General features: G+C 73.8%; 20 protein-coding genes. 13 read left to right on the top strand and 7 right to left on the bottom strand.

The genetic code is table 11. The features are described from left to right. Window positions 1–169: 169 nt before the first annotated feature. Window positions 170–625, top strand: coding sequence for an ATP-binding protein (locus OG294_RS30640; protein ID WP_327069790.1), 456 nt, complete (start codon window positions 170–172; stop codon window positions 623–625). Between the two features lie 130 nt (window positions 626–755). Here OG294_RS30640 and OG294_RS30635 read toward each other — a convergent pair whose 3' ends face one another. After that, the gene (locus OG294_RS30635) at window positions 756–1,190 is read right to left on the bottom strand and encodes a VOC family protein (RefSeq protein ID WP_327069789.1); all 435 of its coding nucleotides are present in this window, start codon (window positions 1,188–1,190) and stop codon (window positions 756–758) included. A gap of 325 nt (window positions 1,191–1,515) precedes the next feature. Here OG294_RS30635 and OG294_RS30630 point away from each other — a divergent pair, with 325 nt between their 5' ends. Both OG294_RS30630 and OG294_RS30625 read left to right on the top strand, forming a co-directional pair. Next, window positions 1,516–1,887 carry a hypothetical protein gene (locus OG294_RS30630; RefSeq protein ID WP_327069788.1) on the top strand — a complete coding sequence of 124 codons (372 nt, stop codon included), beginning with the start codon at window positions 1,516–1,518 and terminating at the stop codon, window positions 1,885–1,887. Between the two features lie 93 nt (window positions 1,888–1,980). Continuing rightward, window positions 1,981–2,349 carry a hypothetical protein gene (locus tag OG294_RS30625; RefSeq protein ID WP_327069787.1) on the top strand — a complete coding sequence of 123 codons (369 nt, stop codon included), beginning with the start codon at window positions 1,981–1,983 and terminating at the stop codon, window positions 2,347–2,349. A gap of 37 nt (window positions 2,350–2,386) precedes the next feature. Here the strand turns inward: OG294_RS30625 and OG294_RS30620 are convergent, their stop codons facing one another. Then, window positions 2,387–3,460 (bottom strand): alkene reductase, encoded by a 1,074-nt coding sequence (locus OG294_RS30620; RefSeq protein ID WP_327069786.1) that lies wholly within the window; start codon window positions 3,458–3,460, stop codon window positions 2,387–2,389. Between the two features lie 117 nt (window positions 3,461–3,577). Here OG294_RS30620 and OG294_RS30615 point away from each other — a divergent pair, with 117 nt between their 5' ends. Then, on the top strand, window positions 3,578–3,985 hold the full coding sequence (locus tag OG294_RS30615; protein ID WP_327069785.1) for a MerR family transcriptional regulator: 408 nt from the start codon (window positions 3,578–3,580) through the stop codon (window positions 3,983–3,985). Further along, the gene (locus OG294_RS30610; RefSeq protein ID WP_327069784.1) at window positions 3,982–4,902 is read left to right on the top strand and encodes a DUF2797 domain-containing protein; all 921 of its coding nucleotides are present in this window, start codon (window positions 3,982–3,984) and stop codon (window positions 4,900–4,902) included. Before OG294_RS30615 ends, OG294_RS30610 begins: the two co-directional genes overlap by 4 nt. Window positions 4,903–5,037: 135 nt before the next feature. Here OG294_RS30610 and OG294_RS30605 read toward each other — a convergent pair whose 3' ends face one another. Further along, the gene (locus tag OG294_RS30605) at window positions 5,038–5,439 is read right to left on the bottom strand and encodes a nuclear transport factor 2 family protein (RefSeq protein ID WP_327069783.1); all 402 of its coding nucleotides are present in this window, start codon (window positions 5,437–5,439) and stop codon (window positions 5,038–5,040) included. Window positions 5,440–5,667: 228 nt separating this feature from the next. Between OG294_RS30605 and OG294_RS30600 the strand changes: the two genes are divergently transcribed. From OG294_RS30600 to OG294_RS30570, 7 genes are all read left to right on the top strand, one after another. Beyond that, on the top strand, window positions 5,668–6,246 hold the full coding sequence (locus OG294_RS30600) for a hypothetical protein (protein ID WP_327069782.1): 579 nt from the start codon (window positions 5,668–5,670) through the stop codon (window positions 6,244–6,246). Window positions 6,247–6,374: 128 nt separating this feature from the next. Further along, entirely contained in the window at window positions 6,375–7,184 is an 810-nt protein-coding gene (locus OG294_RS30595; protein WP_327069781.1) for a HEAT repeat domain-containing protein, read from the top strand. A 64-nt stretch (window positions 7,185–7,248) separates the two neighbouring features. Continuing rightward, a complete protein-coding gene (locus OG294_RS30590) occupies window positions 7,249–8,679 on the top strand; it encodes an AAA family ATPase (protein WP_327069780.1) in 1,431 nt (476 codons plus the stop codon). Further along, a complete protein-coding gene (locus OG294_RS30585; protein ID WP_327069779.1) occupies window positions 8,676–9,764 on the top strand; it encodes a tetratricopeptide repeat protein in 1,089 nt (362 codons plus the stop codon). Before OG294_RS30590 ends, OG294_RS30585 begins: the two co-directional genes overlap by 4 nt. 109 nt (window positions 9,765–9,873) lie before the next feature. Beyond that, window positions 9,874–11,478, top strand: coding sequence for an FAD-dependent monooxygenase (locus tag OG294_RS30580; RefSeq protein ID WP_327069778.1), 1,605 nt, complete (start codon window positions 9,874–9,876; stop codon window positions 11,476–11,478). 284 nt (window positions 11,479–11,762) lie between these two features. Then, entirely contained in the window at window positions 11,763–11,960 is a 198-nt protein-coding gene (locus OG294_RS30575) for a thiazolylpeptide-type bacteriocin (RefSeq protein WP_327069777.1), read from the top strand. Between the two features lie 169 nt (window positions 11,961–12,129). Further along, complete coding sequence (locus OG294_RS30570) at window positions 12,130–14,919, top strand: lantibiotic dehydratase (RefSeq protein WP_327069776.1); 2,790 nt, start codon at window positions 12,130–12,132, stop codon at window positions 14,917–14,919. Window positions 14,920–14,999: 80 nt separating this feature from the next. Here the strand turns inward: OG294_RS30570 and OG294_RS30565 are convergent, their stop codons facing one another. The 4 genes from OG294_RS30565 to OG294_RS30550 form a co-directional block, all read right to left on the bottom strand. Continuing rightward, window positions 15,000–15,470, bottom strand: coding sequence for a BP74-related protein (locus OG294_RS30565; RefSeq protein ID WP_327069775.1), 471 nt, complete (start codon window positions 15,468–15,470; stop codon window positions 15,000–15,002). A gap of 229 nt (window positions 15,471–15,699) precedes the next feature. Further along, the gene (locus tag OG294_RS30560) at window positions 15,700–17,868 is read right to left on the bottom strand and encodes a 3-hydroxyacyl-CoA dehydrogenase NAD-binding domain-containing protein (RefSeq protein WP_327069774.1); all 2,169 of its coding nucleotides are present in this window, start codon (window positions 17,866–17,868) and stop codon (window positions 15,700–15,702) included. Window positions 17,869–17,899: 31 nt separating this feature from the next. Continuing rightward, complete coding sequence (locus OG294_RS30555) at window positions 17,900–19,111, bottom strand: acetyl-CoA C-acetyltransferase (RefSeq protein ID WP_327069773.1); 1,212 nt, start codon at window positions 19,109–19,111, stop codon at window positions 17,900–17,902. A gap of 58 nt (window positions 19,112–19,169) precedes the next feature. After that, window positions 19,170–20,306: a CaiB/BaiF CoA transferase family protein gene (locus OG294_RS30550; protein WP_327069772.1), complete on the bottom strand. Its 1,137-nt coding sequence runs from the start codon at window positions 20,304–20,306 to the stop codon at window positions 19,170–19,172. A 111-nt stretch (window positions 20,307–20,417) separates the two neighbouring features. On the opposite strand from OG294_RS30550, the gene OG294_RS30545 reads away from it, so the two are divergent. Next, a complete protein-coding gene (locus OG294_RS30545) occupies window positions 20,418–21,248 on the top strand; it encodes a GNAT family N-acetyltransferase (protein WP_327069771.1) in 831 nt (276 codons plus the stop codon). The last annotated feature ends 7 nt before the right edge of the window (window positions 21,249–21,255 follow it).

Here is a 21,255-nt window from a genome sequence, read left to right as displayed (position 1 = left end):
TCGCGCTAGCTTCAAGTAGCACGCAAGTCACACACGGCTACAACCGGAAGTGCACCGCGCGAGCATGCCCACCATCCCTGGACCAGGCATGCCCGCGCCCAGGGAGGCAAGCCACCGGCACGGCCGATTCACCATCGCTCAACCACCGCACACCCGCGAGGAGTCAGCCATGTCTGTTATCCCGCTCCCGGCCGCCGCCACCGCGCGCACCCTCCCCACCCTCCCCTCCATCCCCGCGCACTGGCGCTTCCCGGCCGCGCTGGCGTCCGTCTCCGAGGCCCGGCGCGCGCTCGCTGCCGCGCTCCCCCCGCACACCCCTCCCCAACTCTCCTACGAGCTGCGCCTCCTGACCTCGGAACTCGTCACCAACGCGATCCGCCACGGCGCCCGCGCCGACGAGGACGAACTCGTGGAGCTCATCTACTGGATCGCCGACGGCCACCACTGGCTCGCCGTCTCCGACCCCGGCCCGAACCAGCCCGTCCTGCTCTCCCCCGGCCCCAGGACCTGCAACGGCCGCGGCCTGCTCCTCGTCGACTCGCTCAGCGACGTGTGGGCCGTCGTCCCCCGCCTCCCCCGCGGCAAGACCGTCGTCGCGGGCCTCCGCCGGCACACCGGTTCCTGACCACCGCTCACGCCGCGCCGGTGCGCTGCACAGAGTCCCGCAGCCCCGGCAGCGCGGCCGGTCCGCACAGCAGACTTACCGTCAGCACGTCTACGGCGGGCGGTATCGTCCGCGACCAGGACACCGAATGTCAGCCGATCCGCTCCGACAGCTCGACGACGATCCCCTCCGGACCGCGGACGTAGCACATCCGATAGCCCTTGTACCGCTCCAGCCCACCGACCAGATGTGCGCCGCGGGCCGCCAAGTCGGCCACGACAGCGTCGATGTCCTCGACGGCGAAGGCGACATGGCGGATGCCCGGCGTGTTCGCCGGCGCACCGCCATCGCCTCCCGGGCCTTGCGGCGCGTGGTACTTCGTCAGCTCGAGCCGCCCGTGGCCGTCCGGGGTCTGCACGATCGCGAAGTCCGCCCTGACGCCCTCGAGCCCCACGATGCGCTCCACCCAGCCGCCCTCGACCGACCCTTCGCGTTGCACCTCGAGCCCGAGCCCGACGAAGAACGCCGTCGCGGCCGGGAGGTCCTCGACGACGATGCCCACGTGGTCCATCCGCTGGATTGTCATGCCACCGAGCATAGGGTCCGGCCATCGGGCTCCACCAGCACCCCACAAGAGCCCCCGACAGCACCGGCCCCCTCCTGCAGCCCCGCCCACAGAGCACCGTGGAATCCCCAACTCCCGGACACCACCGGCCCCGTGCGACCCCTGGGCCTCGCACGCACCCTGTGCCGCGGCGAGCCGGGGCTGAGGCCGTCCGACGCCGTCCGGGAGCGTCCGGGAACGTCCGGGACGGTGCTCGACCGGTTGTTCCGCGTTCCGCCGGCTGCTGAGGTTCGGGGTGTGCCCCGGTGCCGACTCCGGGGCGGCACCGACTCATTGGAGGAGCTCCATGCGATTCACCAAGACCAGGAAGCGCGCCGCGGCTGCCGTCATCGCCGCGGTGGCGATGGCCGGGATCGGGATCGGGACCGCGTCCTCGGCCCAGGCCGCCGAGGGCACCTGGGGGTTCGGCACCGGTGGCTGTGCGGCGACGGAGATCATCCAGCTCGAGGGCGGCCACGACTACATGGCGATCGACCCGACCGCCAACCCCGGCCACTGTCTGTTCGGCATCTTCGACCGGAACAGCTGGAGCTGGATCTACGGCGCGACCACCAGCGGAGGCGAGTCGCCGTACTACTACGACGGTCCGGGCCAGAGCCTGGAGGCGTGCCTGATCGACACGAACACCAACACCTGGGCCTGCGGCCCGGTCAACTGACCGAGGTGCGGTGAGTGCGGCGGGCGCGGGCCCTCGGGTCCGCGCCCGCCGCGAGGGCAAGGCGCAAAACCCGACCATCACAGGAGGAGTACCGTGCGATTCACCACAACTGCCGGACGCGCAGCGGCCGTCGCGCTCGCAGCGGCCACGCTCGGCCTGGGCGCCACGACCGCGGCCCAGGCCGTCACGATAGGCGGCAGCACCGCCATCACCAACGGCAGTTGCACGGTGCTGGCGGAATACTTCAACGGCGACCTGGCCTTCCGTCTGGCCCTCGGCGGCGTCGGCTGCTCCTTCGGCATCGTCGACTCGACCACCGGGAGCTGGATCCAAGTACCGGCGCCCCTCGCCCCCGAGGGGTGGTACTCACGCTATGTGGGCCCGGACAGGAAGCTGTCCGGCTGCGTGTACTCGGGCATGAGCACCATCCCGGTGTGTGCCCCGATCGCCCCCAGCGCGTGACCCACTCGGCTGAGCGCGGCCCGGCCCCCGCCCGACCTCACCCCGCGTACTGGTACGCCGGATACGTCAAGTACCCCGCATCGCCGCCCTGGTAGTACGTGGCCTCGTCCACCGGCGCGATCGGGAGCCCGCCCCGCAGCCGTTCGACCAGGTCGGGGTTGGCGATGAAGGCGCGGCCGAAGCTGATGAGGTCGGCGCCCAGGGCGAGCCAGTGGTCGGCGTCGTCCCGGCCGGTCTGCTTCGGTCCGAGCGGGAACACCGGGTTCATGATGAGGGTGCCCGGCCACGCCCGGCGCAGCGCGACGAGCACCTCCTCGTCGGTGGTGGCTTCGAGGTGCACGTACGCCAGCCCCAGGGGCGCCAGTTCGGTCAGCAGCGCCGTGTAGAGCTCGCGGACCTCGGTCTCCTCGACGCCCCAGAAGGTCACGCCCGGGGAGAGCCGGATGCCGGTCCGCTCCCCGCCGACGGCCGCCACGGTGGCGGCGACGGCCTCGACGGCGAACCTGATCCGGTTGGCGATCGGGCCGCCGTAGCGGTCGGTGCGCAGGTTGGCGTTGGACGAGAGGAACTGCGAGATCAAGTAGCCGTTGGCACCGTGCAGTTCCACGCCGTCGAAGCCCGCGTCGAGGGCGCGGCGGGCGGCCGAGGCATAGGACTGCGCGTGCTCGGGCACCTCGGCGGTCTCCAGCGCGCGCGGCATCGGAGCGGGCTGGGGCCCGGTGGCGGTGAACACCTCGCCGAGAGCGGGGACGGCCGAGGGCCCGACCGGGTGCAGGCCGGTGGTGTCCGGGTGCGAGACCCGGCCGCCGTGCATGAGCTGGGCGAAGATCCGGCCGCCGTTGGCGTGGACGGCGTCGGTCACCGGGCGCCACGACTCGACCTGCTCGTCGGTGTGCAGGCCCGGCGTGCCCGGGTTGGACTGCCCGATCAGGCTCGGCTGCACGCCCTCGCTCACGATCAGCCCGGCCGTGGCCCGTTGGGCGTAGTAGCTCGCCATCGACGGCGTCGCCAGACCGCCCGCGGCGGCCCGGCTCCGGGTCATCGGGGCCATGACCGTCCGGTTGGGCAGCGTGAGGCCGCCCAACCGGTAGCTGGTGAACAAGGTCGTCATGTCAGGACTCCTTCGTGGTCCGCCCGGCCCGTGCCTCGGGCCTGACAGCTACGCTAGAACCTCACATTGACGTCAGAGGCAAGCCTCTGTGACACAGACCTCAGTGGGGAGGACTCGGTGCGGATCGGGGAACTCGCGTCGCGGGCCGGAGTCAGTGTCCGGTCCGTGCGCTACTACGAGGAGCAGGGGCTGCTCACCAGCACCCGCAGCCCGAGCGGGCAGCGGCACTACACGGACAGCGACGTCGAACGGGTCGCGTTCATCCAGCGGTTGTACGCCGCGGGCCTGTCCAGCCGGACCATCATCGAGCTACTGCCCTGCGTGGACGCGCCCAGCGAGCAGCACTCCGACCTCGCCCTGGAGCGGATGGCGGCGGAGCGCCGGCGGCTCACCGCGCACATCGCCGACGTCACGCGGACCAGGGACACGCTCGACCGGCTGATGGCCACGGCCCGGGCCCACCGGGACCGGCAGGGCGACGACCATGCCCACGACGACCACGCCCACCCGTGCGGAGCCCAGTGACCGGCGACGCCTCACCGGCCGTCTGGCGGGCCACCGGGCTCGCCTGGAGCACGGGGGCGGCGGCGCTGGAGTGGTCGACCCCCGGCGACGGCGCCCCGAAGACGAGCCCGCTCGACCTCGGCGCCGCCCTCGCCTTCACCACCGGCGCCGACCGTCGCTGCACCGGACTGCGCCGCGCGGGACGCCGCCACGCCTGCCCCACCGCCGCGCCCCTGCCCCCGGCCTCCCGCAGCGCGCAGTGTCCGGCCTGCCAGACGACCGACCGCGCCGACTCCATCGCCGCCGACACCCGCCTGCACGACCCACGCCCCTTCGCGGTCTACCTCGCGCACCACGGCAGCACCGTCAAAGTCGGCATCACCGCCGTCGAACGCGGCCAGGCCCGACTGCTCGAACAGGGCGCGCTGGCCTCCACCGTCATCTCCACCGGCAGCCTGCTCGCCGCCCGCCGGGTGGAGAACCTGCTCGGCCAGGCGCTGGGCCTGCCCGACCGGGTGAGCACCTCCCGCAAACGCGCGGCCCGCGCCCACCCCGGCACCGCCGCCGAGCGCGCCACCGCCCTGCTCGCGACTGCCGAAAGCGTCAAGTCCCTGTCCTGGCCGGAGGGGCAGACCCGCACCGACCCGCAGATCGCCGACCACACCACCACCTACGGCCTGCCCGCGGACGGCCTGCGTCCCGATGCCGCGATCCTGCCGCCCACCCCCGGCAGCGTGATCGCCGGCCGGATCACCTGCCGGATCGGCGCCGACCTCTACCTCCACACCCCCGCAGGCCTGGTGCTGCTCGACACCCGCCTGCTCGCCGGCTGGTCCCTCACCCGCGCCGAACCCGACTCCCCCCTCACCGCCCACCTCGAAGCTCTGACCGCCCCGGAAGCCCCACACTCCCCGAGCAACCAGGCCTGCCTCTTCTGAGCCACGGGGGGCACGGCACGCCGCCGCCGCCGTGGTCAGGTCGGTGCGGCCTGCCACGGCGGTGCTCCTTACGATCGGAGCTGGTTCGACGTCTCCTGGCGGACCCGCACCTGATCCGGGGTGCGGGCCGTTCACTCACCCGGCGTCGCCCCCGCCCGGCATCGGTTCGGCGAGCGCCGCGCGCCAGTCGGGGGCGGCGAAGGCGTCGGTGAAGTACTGCGTCTCGTGGACCACGTGTCCGTCGGCGAACTCCATGATGCTCACCGCGTGGCTGGGCACCCCGTCGTAGGTGATGACGCACTCGCTCACCCACAGGTCCCCGCTGCCGGTGATCCGTTGGACGGTGAAGCGCCGATCGGCCGGGTGCCCGCCGCGCTGGGCCGCGATCGTCGCGCGGCCGCGGAAGCGTTCGCCCGACTGGGGGTAGTCGAGGATCGCGTCGGCGGCGTAGACGGCGTGCTCGGCCTCGGTCTCCCCGCGGTCCGACGCTCGCCAGTGCTCCTGCAGTGCGGCCCTGGTCCGGGCATCAGGATCCATCGCCGTCGTCCTTTCGCTAGACAGTTGGAACGATCCAATGGCACTCTAGTGGCCGGAGGGCAATATCTGACGGACCGTCATGTCGCTTTCCGGTCAAGTCACGTAGGTCATGCCATCTGCACAGTCCCGGCGCCGCGCAGCTGTCGTGCGGCGCTTCGTCGAACCGTTTCGATTGGACCGGTGTGTGAAGTGAACCTCAAGTATCCTCGCCCGCAAGGTCGTTCATGGTTGGCGCCGGCCCGGAGCCGGCTCGCCGCGGCGGTGGGGGTGGTCGCACTGCTGCTGGCCGTCATCACCGGCACGGCCGCCGGTGCGGCCAGTGCGGCGCCCCTGGCGGCGCCGGCCGTCGCCGCCCCGCACGTGTCCCCCGGGTGGGTCTGTCCCGGCACGCCCATACCGGCGGGCTGGGTGATCACCCAGCGCGCGCCGGCCGCGTGCAACCAGGCCGGCGCCTGGTACATGCAGCCCGTGCAGGACGGGATCTGGACCTGCGCCACTTCGCCGATCCCGCCCGGTTACGTGATCACCATGCACAACGCCGTCGGCTGCAGCGGCATCGACTCCTGGTTCCTGCAACTGGTCCGCCCCGCCCAGTGGACCTGCGCGGGCTCGCCGATTCCCCCCGGCTACGTGAACACCGGTCACATGGACTCCGGCTGCGGCAACATCGGCTCGTGGTACATGCAAGTGGCCCACGCCGGGCTGTGGATGTGCCCCTACCAGCCCGTCCCGGCCGGCTTCCGCCAGGGCGCCCCGAACGCGAGCATGTGCAGCGGCCTCGGCGGCTGGTACCTGATCGCTGCCTGATCGGATCGGATGCGTCAGCCGGCATCCGGCATCCACTGGAAGGCGCCGCGCCTCGTGCGCGGTGCCTTCCGCCCCGGCCCGGAACAAGCCGTCGCTCCCCCGCGGACGATCACCCAGCATCCCAACCCATGGCCATGTTCGTGCACTTGACGTCGGCGGCGAACGTTCCGCGGATCCGGCGGTCCGGGATCCGGGCGGTCAGCCATGGGCAGGGCGGCGCGCGTGGTGCCTACTGCTTCCCGGTGCTGGCGTCGTACACCCTCACCCATCAGTGGACCCGCGAGCTGGCGCGGTCCGGTGGTCGGGGCGGGCCGGTGGCCGTGCAGGTGCGGCTGGACGACGAGCAGCGGGTACTGGTCGGGCGGTACGGGGACCGGGTGCGCGGGGCCCAGGAGACCGTCCGCGCGGCGGAGGCGGTGCGGCGGATCGCGGCGCTGGCGGACCCGCGCGGGTGGGAGGTGTTCGTGCCCCGGGCGATCCGGCCCCGGGAGGTGCACCGGGTGCGCGGCGTCTCGCCGGTGACGGGGTGGCGGTACGTACCGGATGCGCACGGCACACGCCCTTGCACCTGTTTCGGCTGCCGGGTGCGCGGCGGCTACGGGTCGCGGCGGCTGCTCGAACGGCTGCCGCATCCGTTGGACGGCCCGCCGCCGCCGGTCGGGGTGCTGCTCGCCAGGATCGCGGCGGCGGGCGAGCCCGGCGACCCGGCGGTGCTGCGCGAGGCGCTGCACTGGTTCGCCATGCGCCGACGTGGTCCGATCGCCCAACTGGCGTTCCTGGCAGGCCATCCCGACCCCGCGGTGCGGGAGGAGCTGGTCTGGGCGGTCGGCCGCTGGCGCACCCCCGGGGTGGCGGAGCTGCTCGCCGCCCTCGCTGGCGACCCACACCCGGACGTCCGCGAGGCCGTGGAAACGATGGCCGAGTTGACCGTGTGTTAGGCCGCCTCCCGGTCAGGCGGAACCTGGTTGACGTGGGCGTATGACGGGTTCGTAGGGTGGGGGCATGCCCGACGCGACGCCCGACACCCCCGACCGTCCCCCGACCGCCGAGCCTCCGCTGATCGGCAGCCTGCGCGCGGCCGTGGCTGCGGCGCCCCAGGACGTGCCCCTGCGGCTGCACCTCGCCGAGTTGCTGCTCGACGCCGGGTACGGCGACGCGGCGGTGACGGAGGCGGCCGTCGCGCTCAGTCACGCGCCCGGGGACGCGCAGGCGCGGGCCGTGATGGCGCGCGCCATGGGCGGCGGGCCGGCGGTCGAGCGGCCCGCGGCACCCGTCCAGCAGCCCGCGGCACCCGTCGAGCAGCCCGTAGCACCGCTCCAACCGCCCAGCCAGCGCGCCGGGTTCGACTGGGTCGCCGCCGAGCAGGAGGTCGGCGACGCCGTCCCGCCCCGGTTCGCCGTGAGCCCCGGCGCCGACACCTACGCCGCCACCGACGTCGGCCCCGGCCCCGGTCCCGGCCCCGACGCCAAGGAAGCCCCGCTCGCCGTCGACGGCGGCACCGCCACCACCACCGGCACCGCCAGCGGCACCGCCCGGGCGAGCGCCTACGACGTGGCGGCGCCCGACGCACCCGGCTCGGTGCGACTCGCCGACGTCGGCGGCATGCAGGAGGTCAAGGACCGCCTGGAGGCCGCCTTCCTCGCACCCATGCGCAACCCGGAGCTGCGTCGGCTGTACGGCAAGAGCCTGCGCGGCGGGCTGCTCCTGTACGGGCCGCCCGGTTGCGGCAAGACGTTCATCGCGCGGGCCGTCGCCGGCGAGCTCGGCGCGAACTTCGTCTCCGTGTCGATCAACGACGTGCTCGACATGTGGATCGGCAACTCCGAGCGCAACATGCACGAGGTCTTCGAGACCGCCCGCCGCAAGGCACCGTGCGTGCTCTTCCTCGACGAGCTGGACGCCCTCGGCGCCAAGCGCAGCCGCACCCAGCACAACGGCATGCGCACCACCGTCAACCAGCTGCTGACCGAGCTGGACGGCGTCGACGACGTCAACGACGGGGTGTTCGTGCTCGCCGCGACCAACGTGCCCTGGGACGTGGACGTCGCGCTGCGCCGCCCGGGCCGGCTCGACCGCACGCTGCTGGTGCTGCCGCCCGACGGCCCGGCCCGGGACGCGATCCTCCGCTACCACCTGCGCGAACGCCCCATCGAGTCGGTCGACTTGGCGAAGCTGGTCAAGGCGACCGACGGCTTCTCCGGCGCCGACCTCGCGCACGTCTGCGAGAGTGCGGCCGAGTCGGCGCTGCTCGACTCCGCCCGTACCGGGACCGTCCGCATGATCAACACCAAGGACCTGCTGGGCGCCGCGAAGGCGATCCGCCCGTCCACCGAGCCGTGGTTCGCGGCGGCCCGCAACGTGGCGATGTTCGCCAACGAGGGCGGCCTGTACGACGAGTTGCTCGCCTACCTGAAGAAGGCACGGAAGCTGTGACCGCACCGCACCCCCTCGTCGAGCAGGCAGCCGCCCTGATGGAGCTCGACCGTTTCGACGAGGCCCGCGCCCTGCTCGCCCGGCGGCTCGCCGAGGACCCGACCGACGTGCGCGGCTGGGTGCGCCTGGCCCGCTGCCACCTGTCGGTCCGGGAGTACGAGGAGGTGCTCGCCGCCACCGGTGAGGCTCTCGCCCTCGCGCCGGAGGACTTCGACGCCCACCAGGTGCGCGCGTACGCGCTGCGGCGGCTCGGCCGGCCGGACGAGTCGCTGGCCGCGGCACAGGAAGCGGTCCGGATCGACCCCCAGCGCTGGCAGGGGTTCGCGGCCCTCTCGGAGTCCCTGATCGCCTGGCAGCCGCGCTGGCCGGAGGCGTTCGACGCGGCGGCGCAGGCCGTGCGGCTCGGGCCGCAGGAGACCGGTGCGCACTACGCGCTGTGGAAGGCCGCGCTGGTGAACGGCCGTGCGGACGTGCTGCGGCAGGCGCTGCTGGAGACGCTGCGGATCGACCCGCAGAACGCCTGGGCGCTCGGCGAGCTGGCCGCACACGCGGCGAAGGACGCCGCCGGGCCGCCGCTGACCGGCGCGGGCGCCAGGCTGCCGGCCGCCGCGGACGCGTACGCCACCGCACTCGCCGCCGACCCGCAGGACGCCGGGCTGCGCAGGGGCCTGGACGCGGCGGTGTTCCGGATGCTGCGCGGCACCCGCTGGCTCGCGCTGCTCTGCGTGGTGATCGCGGCCCTCGCCGGACGGGTCTTCCCGACCGGCGACGACCCGACGGCCCTGCCGGGACCGCTCGGCACCCGGCTCTACGGGCTCGCCCTGATGGCCGCCGTCTGGGGCTTCGGCGCCTGGCGCCGTTACCGGCGGCTGCGCACCGGCGTGCGGATGAGCCTGTGGTCACTGGTCCGGCAGGTCGGCTGGGCGCGGCTGGTCGTCGCACAGTCGGCCTGGTGCACGCTCACCGCCGTGCTGGTCGTGACCGTGCCGTGGTCCCAACGGACCGTCCCGCAGGTGCTGTTCTGGGTGGCGCTGGTGCCGACCCTGCTCACCGTCTGGTTCGAACGCGCGGCGATCCGCTCCTGAGGGAGTATGACCGAGCCTCTTTCATTACCGGGTTGCTTTTTTGCCCCGGTTGCGTTTTCGTGGACCCAGCACGACGACGAGACGGACGAGACGCGGCGGAGGAGTACGGATGACCAGCGTGTTGATCGTGGGGGCCGGACCGACCGGGCTGACCCTGGCCTGCGACCTGGCGCGGCGCGGCATCGCGGTGCGGATCATCGAGAAGTCGCCCGAGCACCCGCGCAGTTCACGGGCGAAGGGGCCCAACCCCCGCAGCCTCGAGGTCCTCGCGGACCTCGGTGTCGTCGACGAGGTGCTCGCCGCCGGGACCGCCCCGCTGACCATGCGCAAGTACCGGCACGGACAGCCGGTCGCCGACGCCCAGCCGTTCCTCGGCTCCAGGCCGACCCCCGACGCCCCCTACGACCGGCCGTGGCTGCTCCCCCAGTGGCGGCTGGAGGAGATCCTGCGCGACCGGCTGGCCGACCACGGCGTGCGGGTCGAACTGGGCACCGAGCTGGTCCGGTTCACCCAGGACGCGTCCGGGGTCACCGCCGTCCTCGCCGACGGGCGGCAGATCGACGCGCGCTACCTGGTGGGCTGCGACGGCGCCCACAGCACCTCCCGCAAGCTGCTGGGCGTCCCGCTGGCCGGCCGCACGGCCGAGGAACTGGTGATGGTCTGCGGGGACGTGGAGCTGGACGGGCCGGACCGCGGCTACTGGCACCAGTGGCTCGACGAGGACGGCGGAGTGATGCTCTGCCCGATCCCCGGCACCCGGTCGGGCTGGTGGTTCCAGGCCTCGCCCGAGCGGGACGCGCAGGGCGAGCCGCTCGCACCCTCGCGGGACGGCTTCCAGCGGCTGCTCGACCGGCACGCCAGGATTCCCGGCCTCCGGCTGGCCGACGCGACCCTGCTGTCGACCTACCGGGTCAACGTGCGCATGGTCGACCGCTTCCGGGTGGGCCGGGTCCTGCTGGCCGGGGACTCCGTGCATGTCCACCCCGTCGCGGGCGGACTGGGCATGAACACCGGTATCCAGGACGCCTTCAACCTGGGCTGGAAGCTCGCCCTGGTGCTCACCGGGCAGGCGGGGCCCGGCCTGCTCGACACTTACGAGGAGGAGCGCCTGCCCATCGCCGCCTGGACGCTGGACATCACCTCGGAGCGCCTGCAGGCCACCCTGGAGGCCATCAAGGAGCCGGGCGGCGGCCTGGACTCCGTGTTCACCCCGGAGACGAACACGCTGGGGCTGGGCTACCGGTGGAGCTCGCTCGCCGTCGGCCGCGAGAAGCCGGACGCGTCGGACGGGCAGGGCGGGCAGAGCGGGCACGACGAACAGGACGCGCACGACGCCCGGCTGCAGCCCGGCGACCGCGCCCCGGACGCGCCCTGCCGGGACGCCGCGACCGGCGCCCCGGTCCGCCTCTTCGAGCTGTTCGCCGGACCGCACTTCACCCTCCTCGGCTTCGGCCCGGGCGCGGCGCGGGCCCTGCGGGAGACGGCCGCCGAGCACGGCAGCGACAGTCTGCGGGCGTACCAGGTGGCCGACGGACCGCACGGGCCGGCCGGACAGGTCCTCGACGAGCACGGGCTCGCCCGCTCGGCCTACGGGATCACCGAGGACGCGCTGGTGCTGGTCCGCCCCGACAGCCACGTCGCGCTCATCGCCCCGGCCGGCGACACCCGGGCGGCGGCGGACTACCTGGACCGGCTGAAGCGCTTGGGGGCCTGAGGACCAGCCCGGGCGTCGCCGGTCAGCCAGGCCGACCGGCAACGCCCGTGCGCTGCGGACCCGCGAGGCAGTGGTCGAGCACCAGGGCCCGGCCGATGACGATTCGTCAACTCATATGACTGGATCGATCAAAGCCACCCACACCAGCTAACGTCACGCAGTAACCTTGGCTCGCTCAGTCACCACCGCGACATCCGGTTCGCAGGACTACAGTCGTCCCAGTCCGCGGACCGTTCGGCTCCACCCCAGGTGTACCTCGTGAACGTTCATCCAGGGAGACCGCTATGTCCGACACCACCGCACAGCCGAGCTTCGACCTCCAGGACTTCGACCTGGACCTCAGCTCCCTCACCGTCACCTCGCTGCGCGACACCGCCGCGCTGCCGGAGAACGGAGCGTCCCAGGGCGCGTGTTCCTGCGAGTCCTCGTCCTCCTGCGCCATCATTCCGCCGGTGGTCTCGCGGCCTCCGGCCGCGGTCTGACCGTCCAGGGCGCACACGGTCGCTGACCGGTGCGGGTCGCACGGCTCCTCGTGCGGCCCGCACCGGGCCGCAGCACGGCCGAACCACGGCCGAACCACGGCTGCAGCACAGCCGCAGCACGGCTGCACCAGGGCCGCACCAGGGCCCGCGATGTCGACGGGACCCACCGATGCCGCATTCCGCAAGGCCCGGCGCCACCGGCGGCGATCCCGGCCGCCGCCCCACCCCGACGCCCGCTTCCGCCGCCGAGGGCTACCGCGTCCGGTCGGCACCCTATGCGCTGGCGCGGGCCAACCCGCTGTGCCAGCCCGCCCAGAGCCGTCCCGCCTCCGCGTTCCGCGCCCTGCTGGCCGAGTTGACCGATCTGGAGGCCGAAACAGCGGCGCTGCTACCGGTGTTGGGCGACGCCCTGTACGCCAGCCAGGGCGGCCACCCGCAGGCGTTCCACCGCGACACCGTCCTGCCGCTGCGCCGCGCGCTGCACAACGGGCGCGACCCGCGCGCCGAACTGCTGGGCCGGCTGGGCGACCTGCCCGAGCGGCTGCCGCAGCTCGCCCGCTGGCTGACGCTGCGCGAGCAGCGGGCCCTGCTGCTCGACGAGTTGGCCGCGTCGGCCGAGGCCGCGCTGACCGCCGAGCGCGCCGCGCTGTCGGCCCTGTGCCGCGAACCGGCGCTCCTGCGGGCGGTCGCGCTCACCAGCTCCGACCTGCTGCGGGCACTGACACGGACGGGCGCGGGCGACGCCGGGTCCGAGGGCAGGGCCCGCAAGGAGGAACCGAACGTCCTGCGCTACGCGCTGCGGGCCGGCACCAGGACCAGTCCGCTCTCCTGGTTCACGGCGGTCGGGTGGGGTCTCCTGGACACCCCCGCGACCGCAGCCGCGACCGACTGGGGCGAGGCCGACCTGCCCGCCGCGGCACCCGCCTCGGTGGTCCGGGCCAGCCGGACCCTGGTGGGCGCGCTGTGCCAGGCCCTGCTGGACGATCCGCGCCGCCGCGCCGCGCTGCCGCACCGGTTGGCCAGCTCCGCGCGGACCGTCGAGGGCCGCGCCTGCTTCTCCCGCAGCACCGTGGTGTTCGCCGGGGGCCGCTACCTGGCCAACCGGGAGGAGGAGATCGGGCTGCCGGCCGGCGGCCCGCTGGCCTCCCTCGCTTCGCTCGGCGCGGACCCGCGCCCGCTGAGGGAGTTGGCGCACCGGCTGAGCGGGACCCGGGACTTTGGTGACCGCCGCCCGGACGGGACCGCCCAGGTCACCGAGGAAGCCGAGGACACCGACGCCACCGGGGCCGTCGCGGCTGCCGCCGGCTACCTGCAACGCCTCGCCGGTGCAGGCCTGTTGGTTCCCGCCGAGCCGGTCGACCCGCAGGACCGCGACCCGCTGGCCAAGGTCGCCGGCTGGCTGCGCACCGCCCCCGAGGACACCGGGCTCGCCGACCGGGTGGACGCGATCGCGGACCGCACCCGGCGGTTCGCCACCGCCCCGGCTGACCTGCGGCCGGCCCTGCTCACCGATCTCGCCGATCGCTGGACCGACCTGCTGGCCCGCGCGGGCCGGCCGGTCCCCGAGCACAGCGCGCCGTTGAACGTCCTGTCCGAGGACGTGGTGGCCCGCCGTCCGCTGCGGCTGGGCGGCCTCCTCGACCGCGCCGACCACGAGGCGCTGGGCGAGGCGACCGCCCTGGCCGAACTCTTCGACGCGGGGCAGGTGATGCGCCGGATCGCCCGCGACCGCTTCGTGGACCGCTACGGGGCCGGCGGTGTCTGCCACCACCCGTGGGAGTTCGGCCCGGTCGTCGACGCCGCCTGGGCCGAGGCCGGCCGGCTGGCCGCACTGCCGCCCCAGGACGAGCGCGAGGGCGAACTCCCCAGCGGATACAACGAACTGGCGGCGGTGCGCCGACTGCTCATCGACCGGATGCGGCCGGCCGTCCCCGACTCCGGCACCGACCACGGCGCCGACCCGGGCGGCGCCGACACCGACGCCGTGCTGCCCGCGGACCTGCTCCAAGGGCTCGGCGAGCGGCTCCCGTCCTGGATCCTGGCCCGCCCGTCGAGCTACGCGTTCTTCCTCCAGCGGGACAGCGCCGACGGCCTGCTCTGCGTCAACCACCTGTACGCCGGCTGGGGCCGGTTCACCAGCCGCTTCCTGGACGCCATGGAGCCCGTGGCCACCGCGGAGGTCGCCCGGCAGATCCGGCACGGGCTGCCGGAGCAGGCCCGGGCCGCCCAGATCCGCCCGGTCGGCGGCTTCAACGCCAACCTGCACCCGCTGCTGGTGCCCGACGAGATCGGGCCCGACCGCCGCTGGTCCTCGCTCGCGGAGTCGGAGCTGGACCTGGTCCACGACCGGGACAGCGATCAGCTCCGGCTGCGGCTGCGGGCCACCGGCGAGCTGCTCGACGTCCTGTACGGCGGCTTCCTCGCCCCGGTGCGGCTGCCGCAGCGGATCGCCCCGCTGCTCGCGGACCACCCGCAGGGCGCGGTCCGCCTGCGGTCCCTGGTGCCCCGGTACACCCTGGCGGCTCCCGGCGGCCGGGTGCTCCGCACGCCCCGGCTGCGGCACCGTCACGTCGTACTGCGCCGGCGCCGCTGGCACCTGCCGGCCGGCGTGGTCCAGGCGCTGCGCGCCGACCTCGCCACCGGCCCCGCGCTGCCGGTGGCCGCCACGGCACGCTGGCGGACCCTGCTCGGCCTGCCCGAACAGCTCTTCCTTCGCCCCGAGCCGGCCACACCGCCGGCCCGGCCGGCCGCGGACCCGGACGGCTACCTGCGGCGGCCCAAGCCGCAGTTCGTCGACCTCGGCAACGCGCTGCACCTGCAGGTGCTGGGACGGTGGCTGTCGCGCCACTCCGGCGGCGTCGTGCTGGAGGAGGCACTGCCCGCGCCCGGCGGTCGGAGCCACCCTTTCCGGGCGGTGGAGCTCGTCCTGGAGACCTACCGCGCCGCACGGCCGGCCTGAGGACACCGTGCCGGGCCGGCGCCGGGGGCTGCTCGCCCGCCCGGCACCGGCCCGGGTCCGTGGGCCCTCGGCCCGCCGGGTCAGCTGCCCTGCGGCGCCGGGATTTCGCGGGTCAGCTGGGAGTGCCAGGGGCAGAAGGTGCTGTGCGGGAAGAGCGAGCCGCCCACCTGGTCCAGGTTGGCGTTGGCGAAGGCGATGTTCCCGTCGCACGCCTCCATCGCCATGCTGAAGAAGGTGATCGAGTTCGGGTCGAGCGTGAAGTTCCAGGGCTTGTTGTACGGGGCGGGGCTCTTCACGATCGTCCCCATCACGTGGGTCGGGTCGGTCTGCGCGCCGCTCAGGATGGACCGGGCCTCCTGGATCTTGGCCGGGTCGGTGAGCTGGATCACCATGGTGTCCGAGCTGTCGGTGAACTCGAAGTAGGCCGGCGCGGTGGCGTCCGCGGGGCGCACCGACACGGTGGGCTGCGCCGCCTGGGCGGGCTGGGCCAACGCCACCGCGAGCATCGAAACCGCCGCGAGACTACCGAACTTGGTCAGGGCACGTCGCATGTTGAGCACCTCCGGAGTCTGGCGGGCCGCGTCCACGACCCGTCCGCAACGAACCGTAATCGGACGGGCAACGGAACGGTCTCTTCTCTCCCAAGGCTGCCCCATTGGGCGACCAAAACCATGCAAAGCCTGCCCCATAGGGATGTTTGACGCATGATCAAAGCCGGGAGCCCCCGGCCCGACCTGCGAAGAGGTCGGGCCGGGGGCTCCCGGGTGCGTGGGGCGGCGCTCAGTCCTTGAACGTCCCGCCCTCGGCGACCACCCGCTCCAGCAGCGCCGGCGGCGCGAACCGCTCGCCGTAGGCGGCGGCCAACTCCTGGGCGCGGGCGGCGAATCCCGCCGGGCCGCCCGGGTAGCCGTTGATGTACTGGAGCACCCCGCCGGTCCAGGCCGGGAAGCCGATGCCCAGGATCGAGCCGACGTTGGCGTCCGCGACCGAGGTCAGCACGGACTCCTCCAGGCAGCGCACCGAGTCGAGCGCCTCGGCGAAGAGCATCCGCTCCTTGAGGTCCTCGAACGGCACCTGCACCTCGGGGCGGGTGAAGTGCTCGCGCAGGCCGGGCCACAGGCCCAGCCGGCGGCCGTCCGCGTCGTAGTCGTAGAAGCCCGCGCCGCCGCTGCGGCCGGGGCGCTCGAACTCGTCGAGCATCCGGTCCATCACCGCGTCGGCGGGGTGCGGCTGCCAGACCCCGCCCGCCTCCTCGACGGCCCGGCGGGCCTCGCCGCGGATCTTGCGCGGCAGGGTGAGGGTCAGCTCGTCCAGCAGCGAGAGCACCTTGGCGGGGTAGCCCGCCTGGGCGGCGGCCTGCTCGATGGAGGACGGGTCGACGCCCTCGCCCAGCATCGCCACGCCCTCGTTGATGAACCGGCCGATCACCCGGGAGGTGAAGAAGCCGCGCGAGTCGTTCACCACGATCGGGGTCTTGCCGATCCGGCGCACCAGGTCGAAGGCGCGGGCCACCGCCTCCTCCCCGGTCCGCTCGCCCTTGATGATCTCCACCAGCGGCATCTTGTCGACCGGCGAGAAGAAGTGCAGGCCGATGAAGTCGGCGTCCCGGTCGACGCCCTTGGCCAGCAGGCCGATCGGCAGCGTGGAGGTGTTGGTGCAGAGCAGCGCGTCGGCGTCCACCACCTCCTGGACCTCCTGGAAGACCCGCTGCTTGAGCTCGACGTTCTCGAAGACCGCCTCGATCACCGCGTCGCAGCCGGCCAGGTCGGCGGCCGTGGCGGTCGGGGTGATCCGGGCCAGCAGTTCGGCACGCTGCTCGGCGGTGCTGCGTCCGCGCGCCACGGCCTTGTCCAGCAGCCCGGCCGAGTAGGCCTTGCCGCGCTCGGCCGCCTCGATGCTGACGTCCTTGAGCAGGACCTCGAGCCCCGCCTTGGCGCAGGAGTAGGCGATGCCCGCGCCCATCATGCCAGCGCCGAGCACCGCGACCTTGCGCACCGGGCGCTCGGGCACGGAAGCCGGGCGCGAGGCACCGGAGTTGACGGCCTGCATGTCGAAGAAGAGGGCCTGGATCATGTTCTTGGCGGTCTGCCCGCCGACCAGCTCGGTGAAGTAGCGGGCCTCGATCACGAAGGCGGTGTCCACGTCCACCTGGCTGCCCTCGACCGCGGCCGCCAGGATGTTGCGCGGGGCCGGGTAGGGGGCGCCGTTCAGCTGCTTGCGCAGATTGGCCGGATAGGCGGGCAGTTGGGCCGCCAGTGCCGGGGTGGCGGGGGTGCCACCGGGGATCTTGTAGCCCTTGACGTCCCAGGGCTGCTCGGCGCTCTCGTGGGCGGCGATGAAGGCCCGCGCCTTGGCCAGCAACTCATCCTCTTCGGAGGCGAGTTCGTGCACCAGGCCGGCCTCGACCGCAGCCGCCGGGCGGTACTGGCGCCCGGTCAGCAGCCACTTGAGCAGCGCGTCGGCCAGCCCGAGCAGTCGCACCGTGCGGACCACCCCGCCGCCACCCGGCAGCAGGCCGAGCGTCACCTCGGGGAAGCCGAGCTTGCTGCCCGGCGCGGTCAGCGCGATCCGGTGGTGGCAGGCCAGCGCCAGCTCCAGGCCGCCGCCCAGCGCGCTGCCGTTGATCGCGGCGACCACCGGCCTGCCCAGGGTCTCCAGGCTCCGCAGCGCGCGCTTGAGCCGCAGCGAGCCCTCGAAGAACTCCGCGGCGCCCTCGGCGTCGACCTTCGAGAGCATCCGCAGGTCACCGCCGGCGAAGAAGGTCTTCTTGGCGGAGGTGATGATCACGCCGCGCAGGCCCTCGAAGGCCGCCAGGCGCTCCACCGCGGCCTCGAAGTCGGTGGTGAAGGCGGCGTTCATGGTGTTGACGGACTGGTTGGGATCGTCCAGGACGAGGGTGACCACGCCCTCCTGATCCTGCTCCCAGCGGATAACGGTCAGCTCGCTCATGGGAATTGTCTCCGGGATCCAGGAAGGGGGGTCAGATGCGCTCGACGATGGTGGCCACGCCCATGCCGCCACCCACGCACAGGGTGACCAGGCCGTAGCGCAGTTCGCGCCGCTCCAGCTCGTCGATCAGCGTGCCGAGCAGCATCGCGCCGGTGGCGCCCAGCGGGTGGCCGAGCGCGATGGCGCCGCCGTTGACGTTCACCTGCTCGTGCGAGAAGCCGAGTTCGCGGATGAAGCGCAGCGCGACCGCCGAGAAGGCCTCGTTGATCTCGACCAGGTCGATGTCCGCGGCGGTCAGCCCCGCCTTGGCCAGCGCCTTGCGGGTGGCCGGCGCCGGGCCGGTGAGCATGATGGTCGGCTCGGAGCCGGAGACGGCGGCCGAGACGATCCGGGCGCGCGGGCGCAGCCCGTAGCGCTCGCCGATCGCCGGCGAGCCGATGGCCACCAGCGAGGCGCCGTCCACGATGCCGGAGGAGTTGCCGGCGGTGTGCACGTGGTCGATCCGCTCCACCCAGTGGTACTTCTGCAGCGCCACCGCGTCGAAGCCGCCCGCCTCGCCGATGCCCGCGAAGGCGGGCTTGAGGCCGGCCAGCGTCTGCGCCGTGGTGCTGGGGCGCAGGTACTCGTCGCGCTCCAGCACGACCAGGCCGTTGCGGTCGCGCACCGGGACCACCGAGCGGTCGAAGAGGCCGTCCGCCTGGGCCTTGGCGGCGCGGGCCTGCGACTCGGCGGCGAAGGCGTCCACGTCGGAGCGGGTGAAGCCCTCGATGGTGGCGATCAGGTCGGCGCCGATGCCCTGCGGGACGAAGGAGGCCTCGAAGTTGGTCATCGGGTCCATCGCCCAGGCGCCGCCGTCGGAGCCCATCGGCACCCGCGACATCGACTCCACGCCGCCCGCCAGCACCAGCTCCTCCCAGCCCGAACGCACCTTGGCGGCAGCCAGGTTGACCGACTCCAGGCCGGAGGCGCAGAAGCGGTTCTCCTGGACGCCGGCCACCGTGTCCGGCAGCCCGGCGGCGATCGCGGCGATCCGGGCGATGTCGGAGCCCTGGTCGCCGATCGGGCTGACCACGCCGAGCACCACGTCGTCGATCGCCGCCGGGTCCAACTCGGGGAGCCGGGCGCGCAGTTCCCGGATCAGGCCGACCACCAGGTCGATCGGCTTGGTGCCGTGCAGGGAGCCCTTCTTGCCACGCCCGCGCGGGGTGCGGATCGCCTCGTAGACGTACGCTTCGGTACTCACGATTGCTGCTGCCTCTCAGGGGAGTCGGTTGGTCCGGCGGCCTTGGGTGAGCGGACGGTCAGGGGGCAAGGCCGGGCACGGCCCAGTCGCGGGCCACCTCGGCGGTGTCCGCGCCGGGCCGGGCCGGCGGGCGGCGCAGCTCGGCGGGGGTGGCCGAGAAGCGCGGTGCGGGGGCGGGCTGGGTCACCCCGTCCAGGGTCGGGTAGGTGCCGCGGGCCGCCAGATGGGGGTGCCGCACGGCCTGACGCATCGTCAGCACCGGTGTCACGCAAGCGTCCGTGCCCTCGAAGACGGCGGTCCACTCGGCGGTGGTGCGGCCGGCGAAGCGGGTGGCGATCAGCGCGCGCAGCTCGGGCCAGCGGGCGGTGTCGTACTGGCCGGGCGCCTCGGGGCCGAGGCCGAGCAGCCGGGCGAACTCGGCGTAGAACTGCGGCTCCAGTGCACCGACCGCGAAGTGGCCGCCGTCGCTCGCCTGGTAGACCGCGTAGCAGGGGGCGCTGCCGTCCAGCAGGTTGCCGCCGCGGCGGTCCTGCCAGCGCCCCTCGGCGAGCAACCCCCAGAAGAGCGTGGCCAGATGGGCCGTGCCGTCGACGATCGCGGCATCCACCACCTGGCCCTGACCGGTGCCGCGGGCGTGCTGCAGGGCGGCCAGCAGGCCGACCACCAGGTAGAGCGAGCCGCCCGCGTAGTCGCCGAGCAGGTTGAGCGGGACGCTGGGCGGCCCGTCGGCCGGCCCGATCATGGAGAGCACGCCGGTGAGCGCGGTGTAGTCGATGTCGTGCCCGGCGGTGGCGGCCAGCGGCCCGTGCTGCCCCCAGCCGGTCATCCGCCCGTAGACCAGCGCGGGGTTGCGGGCCAGGCACGGCTCGGGGCCGACCCCGAGCCGCTCGGCGACCCCGGGGCGGTAGCCCTCGATCAGCAGGTCGGCGTGCTCGACCAGGTCGAGCAGCAGGCCGGGCCCGTCCGGCGCCTTGAGGTCGAGCAGCACCGAGCGCTTGCTGCGGTTGGTCAGGTCGAGCGCCGGATCCCCGGTCAGCGGCGAGCCGTTCGGCCGGTCCACCCGCACCACGTCGGCGCCCAGGTCACCGAGGAGCATCGCGGCGAACGGGCCGGGGCCGATCCCGGCCAGCTCGACCACCCGCACCCCGGCCAGCGGCCCCGCGCCCCGGCCGTCGGCCTCCCGGTCACCAGTCACCCGGCCGCCTCCTCGCGAGCGTGACAGTAGAGCTGTAACACTCGGGATGGTATGCCGGTGACCCGCCAGTAACAAGAGCCGCCGGGCCGCCGTCGACCGTAGGCTCGACCGGTGATCGATGCAGCGGAACTACGCGACGCCTACGACCGACAGCTGCGCAGCGGCCTCGACGGGCCCGACACGGTGCGCGACCAGGACGGGCCGCTGATCCGGCACACCGGTGAGAGCAGCGGCTTCGTCAACGCACCGCGCGACCTGGGCCTGCGCGGAGCCGAGCTGGACGAGCTGATCCACCGCCAACTCCGGCACTTCGCCCCCCGCAGCCGCCGCCTGGAGTGGAAGGTGCGCGGGCACGACCTGCCCGCCGAGCTGCCCGAGCGCCTGCGCGCGGCCGGTTTCACCGCCCAGCCCACCACCACCGTGCTGGCCGGGCGCAGCGAGCTGCTCGCGCCCCCGCCCGGCCGGGAGCCGGCGCTGCCCGCGGGCGTGACCGTGCGCCGCCTCACCGACCCCGCCGAGGCGGACCGGATCGCGGCTCTGGAGGCGGCCGTCTGGGGCGAGTACCACCAGTCCCTCGCCGACTTCCTGCACGGCCAACTGACCGACCACCCCGAGGGGATCGCGGTCCTGGCCGCCGAGTCCGGGGGGCAGTTGATCAGCACCGGCTGGCTGGTGCTGCGCCCGGGCAGCGACTTCGCAGCGCTGCTCGGCGGGGCGACGCTGGCCGCGTGGCGCGGGCGCGGCGTCTACCAGGCGCTGGTGGCACAGCGGGCCCGGATCGCCCACGCGTGCGGCCACCGCTACCTCCAGGTGGACGCCTCCGAGCACAGCGCGCCGATCCTGCGCCGGCTGGGGCTGATCCCGATCACCACCAGCACCCGCTACGTCTGGACGCCGCCACCCCTCCCCCGCACGGGGGAGGACGGTCCCACCGGAGCCTGACGCCGCC

The organism is Kitasatospora sp. NBC_01302 (assembly GCF_035976515.1).
Taxonomy (GTDB): domain Bacteria; phylum Actinomycetota; class Actinomycetes; order Streptomycetales; family Streptomycetaceae; genus Kitasatospora.
The sequence above is the reverse complement of the archived record's forward strand: the minus strand, read 5'-3'. Positions and strand labels throughout refer to the sequence as shown.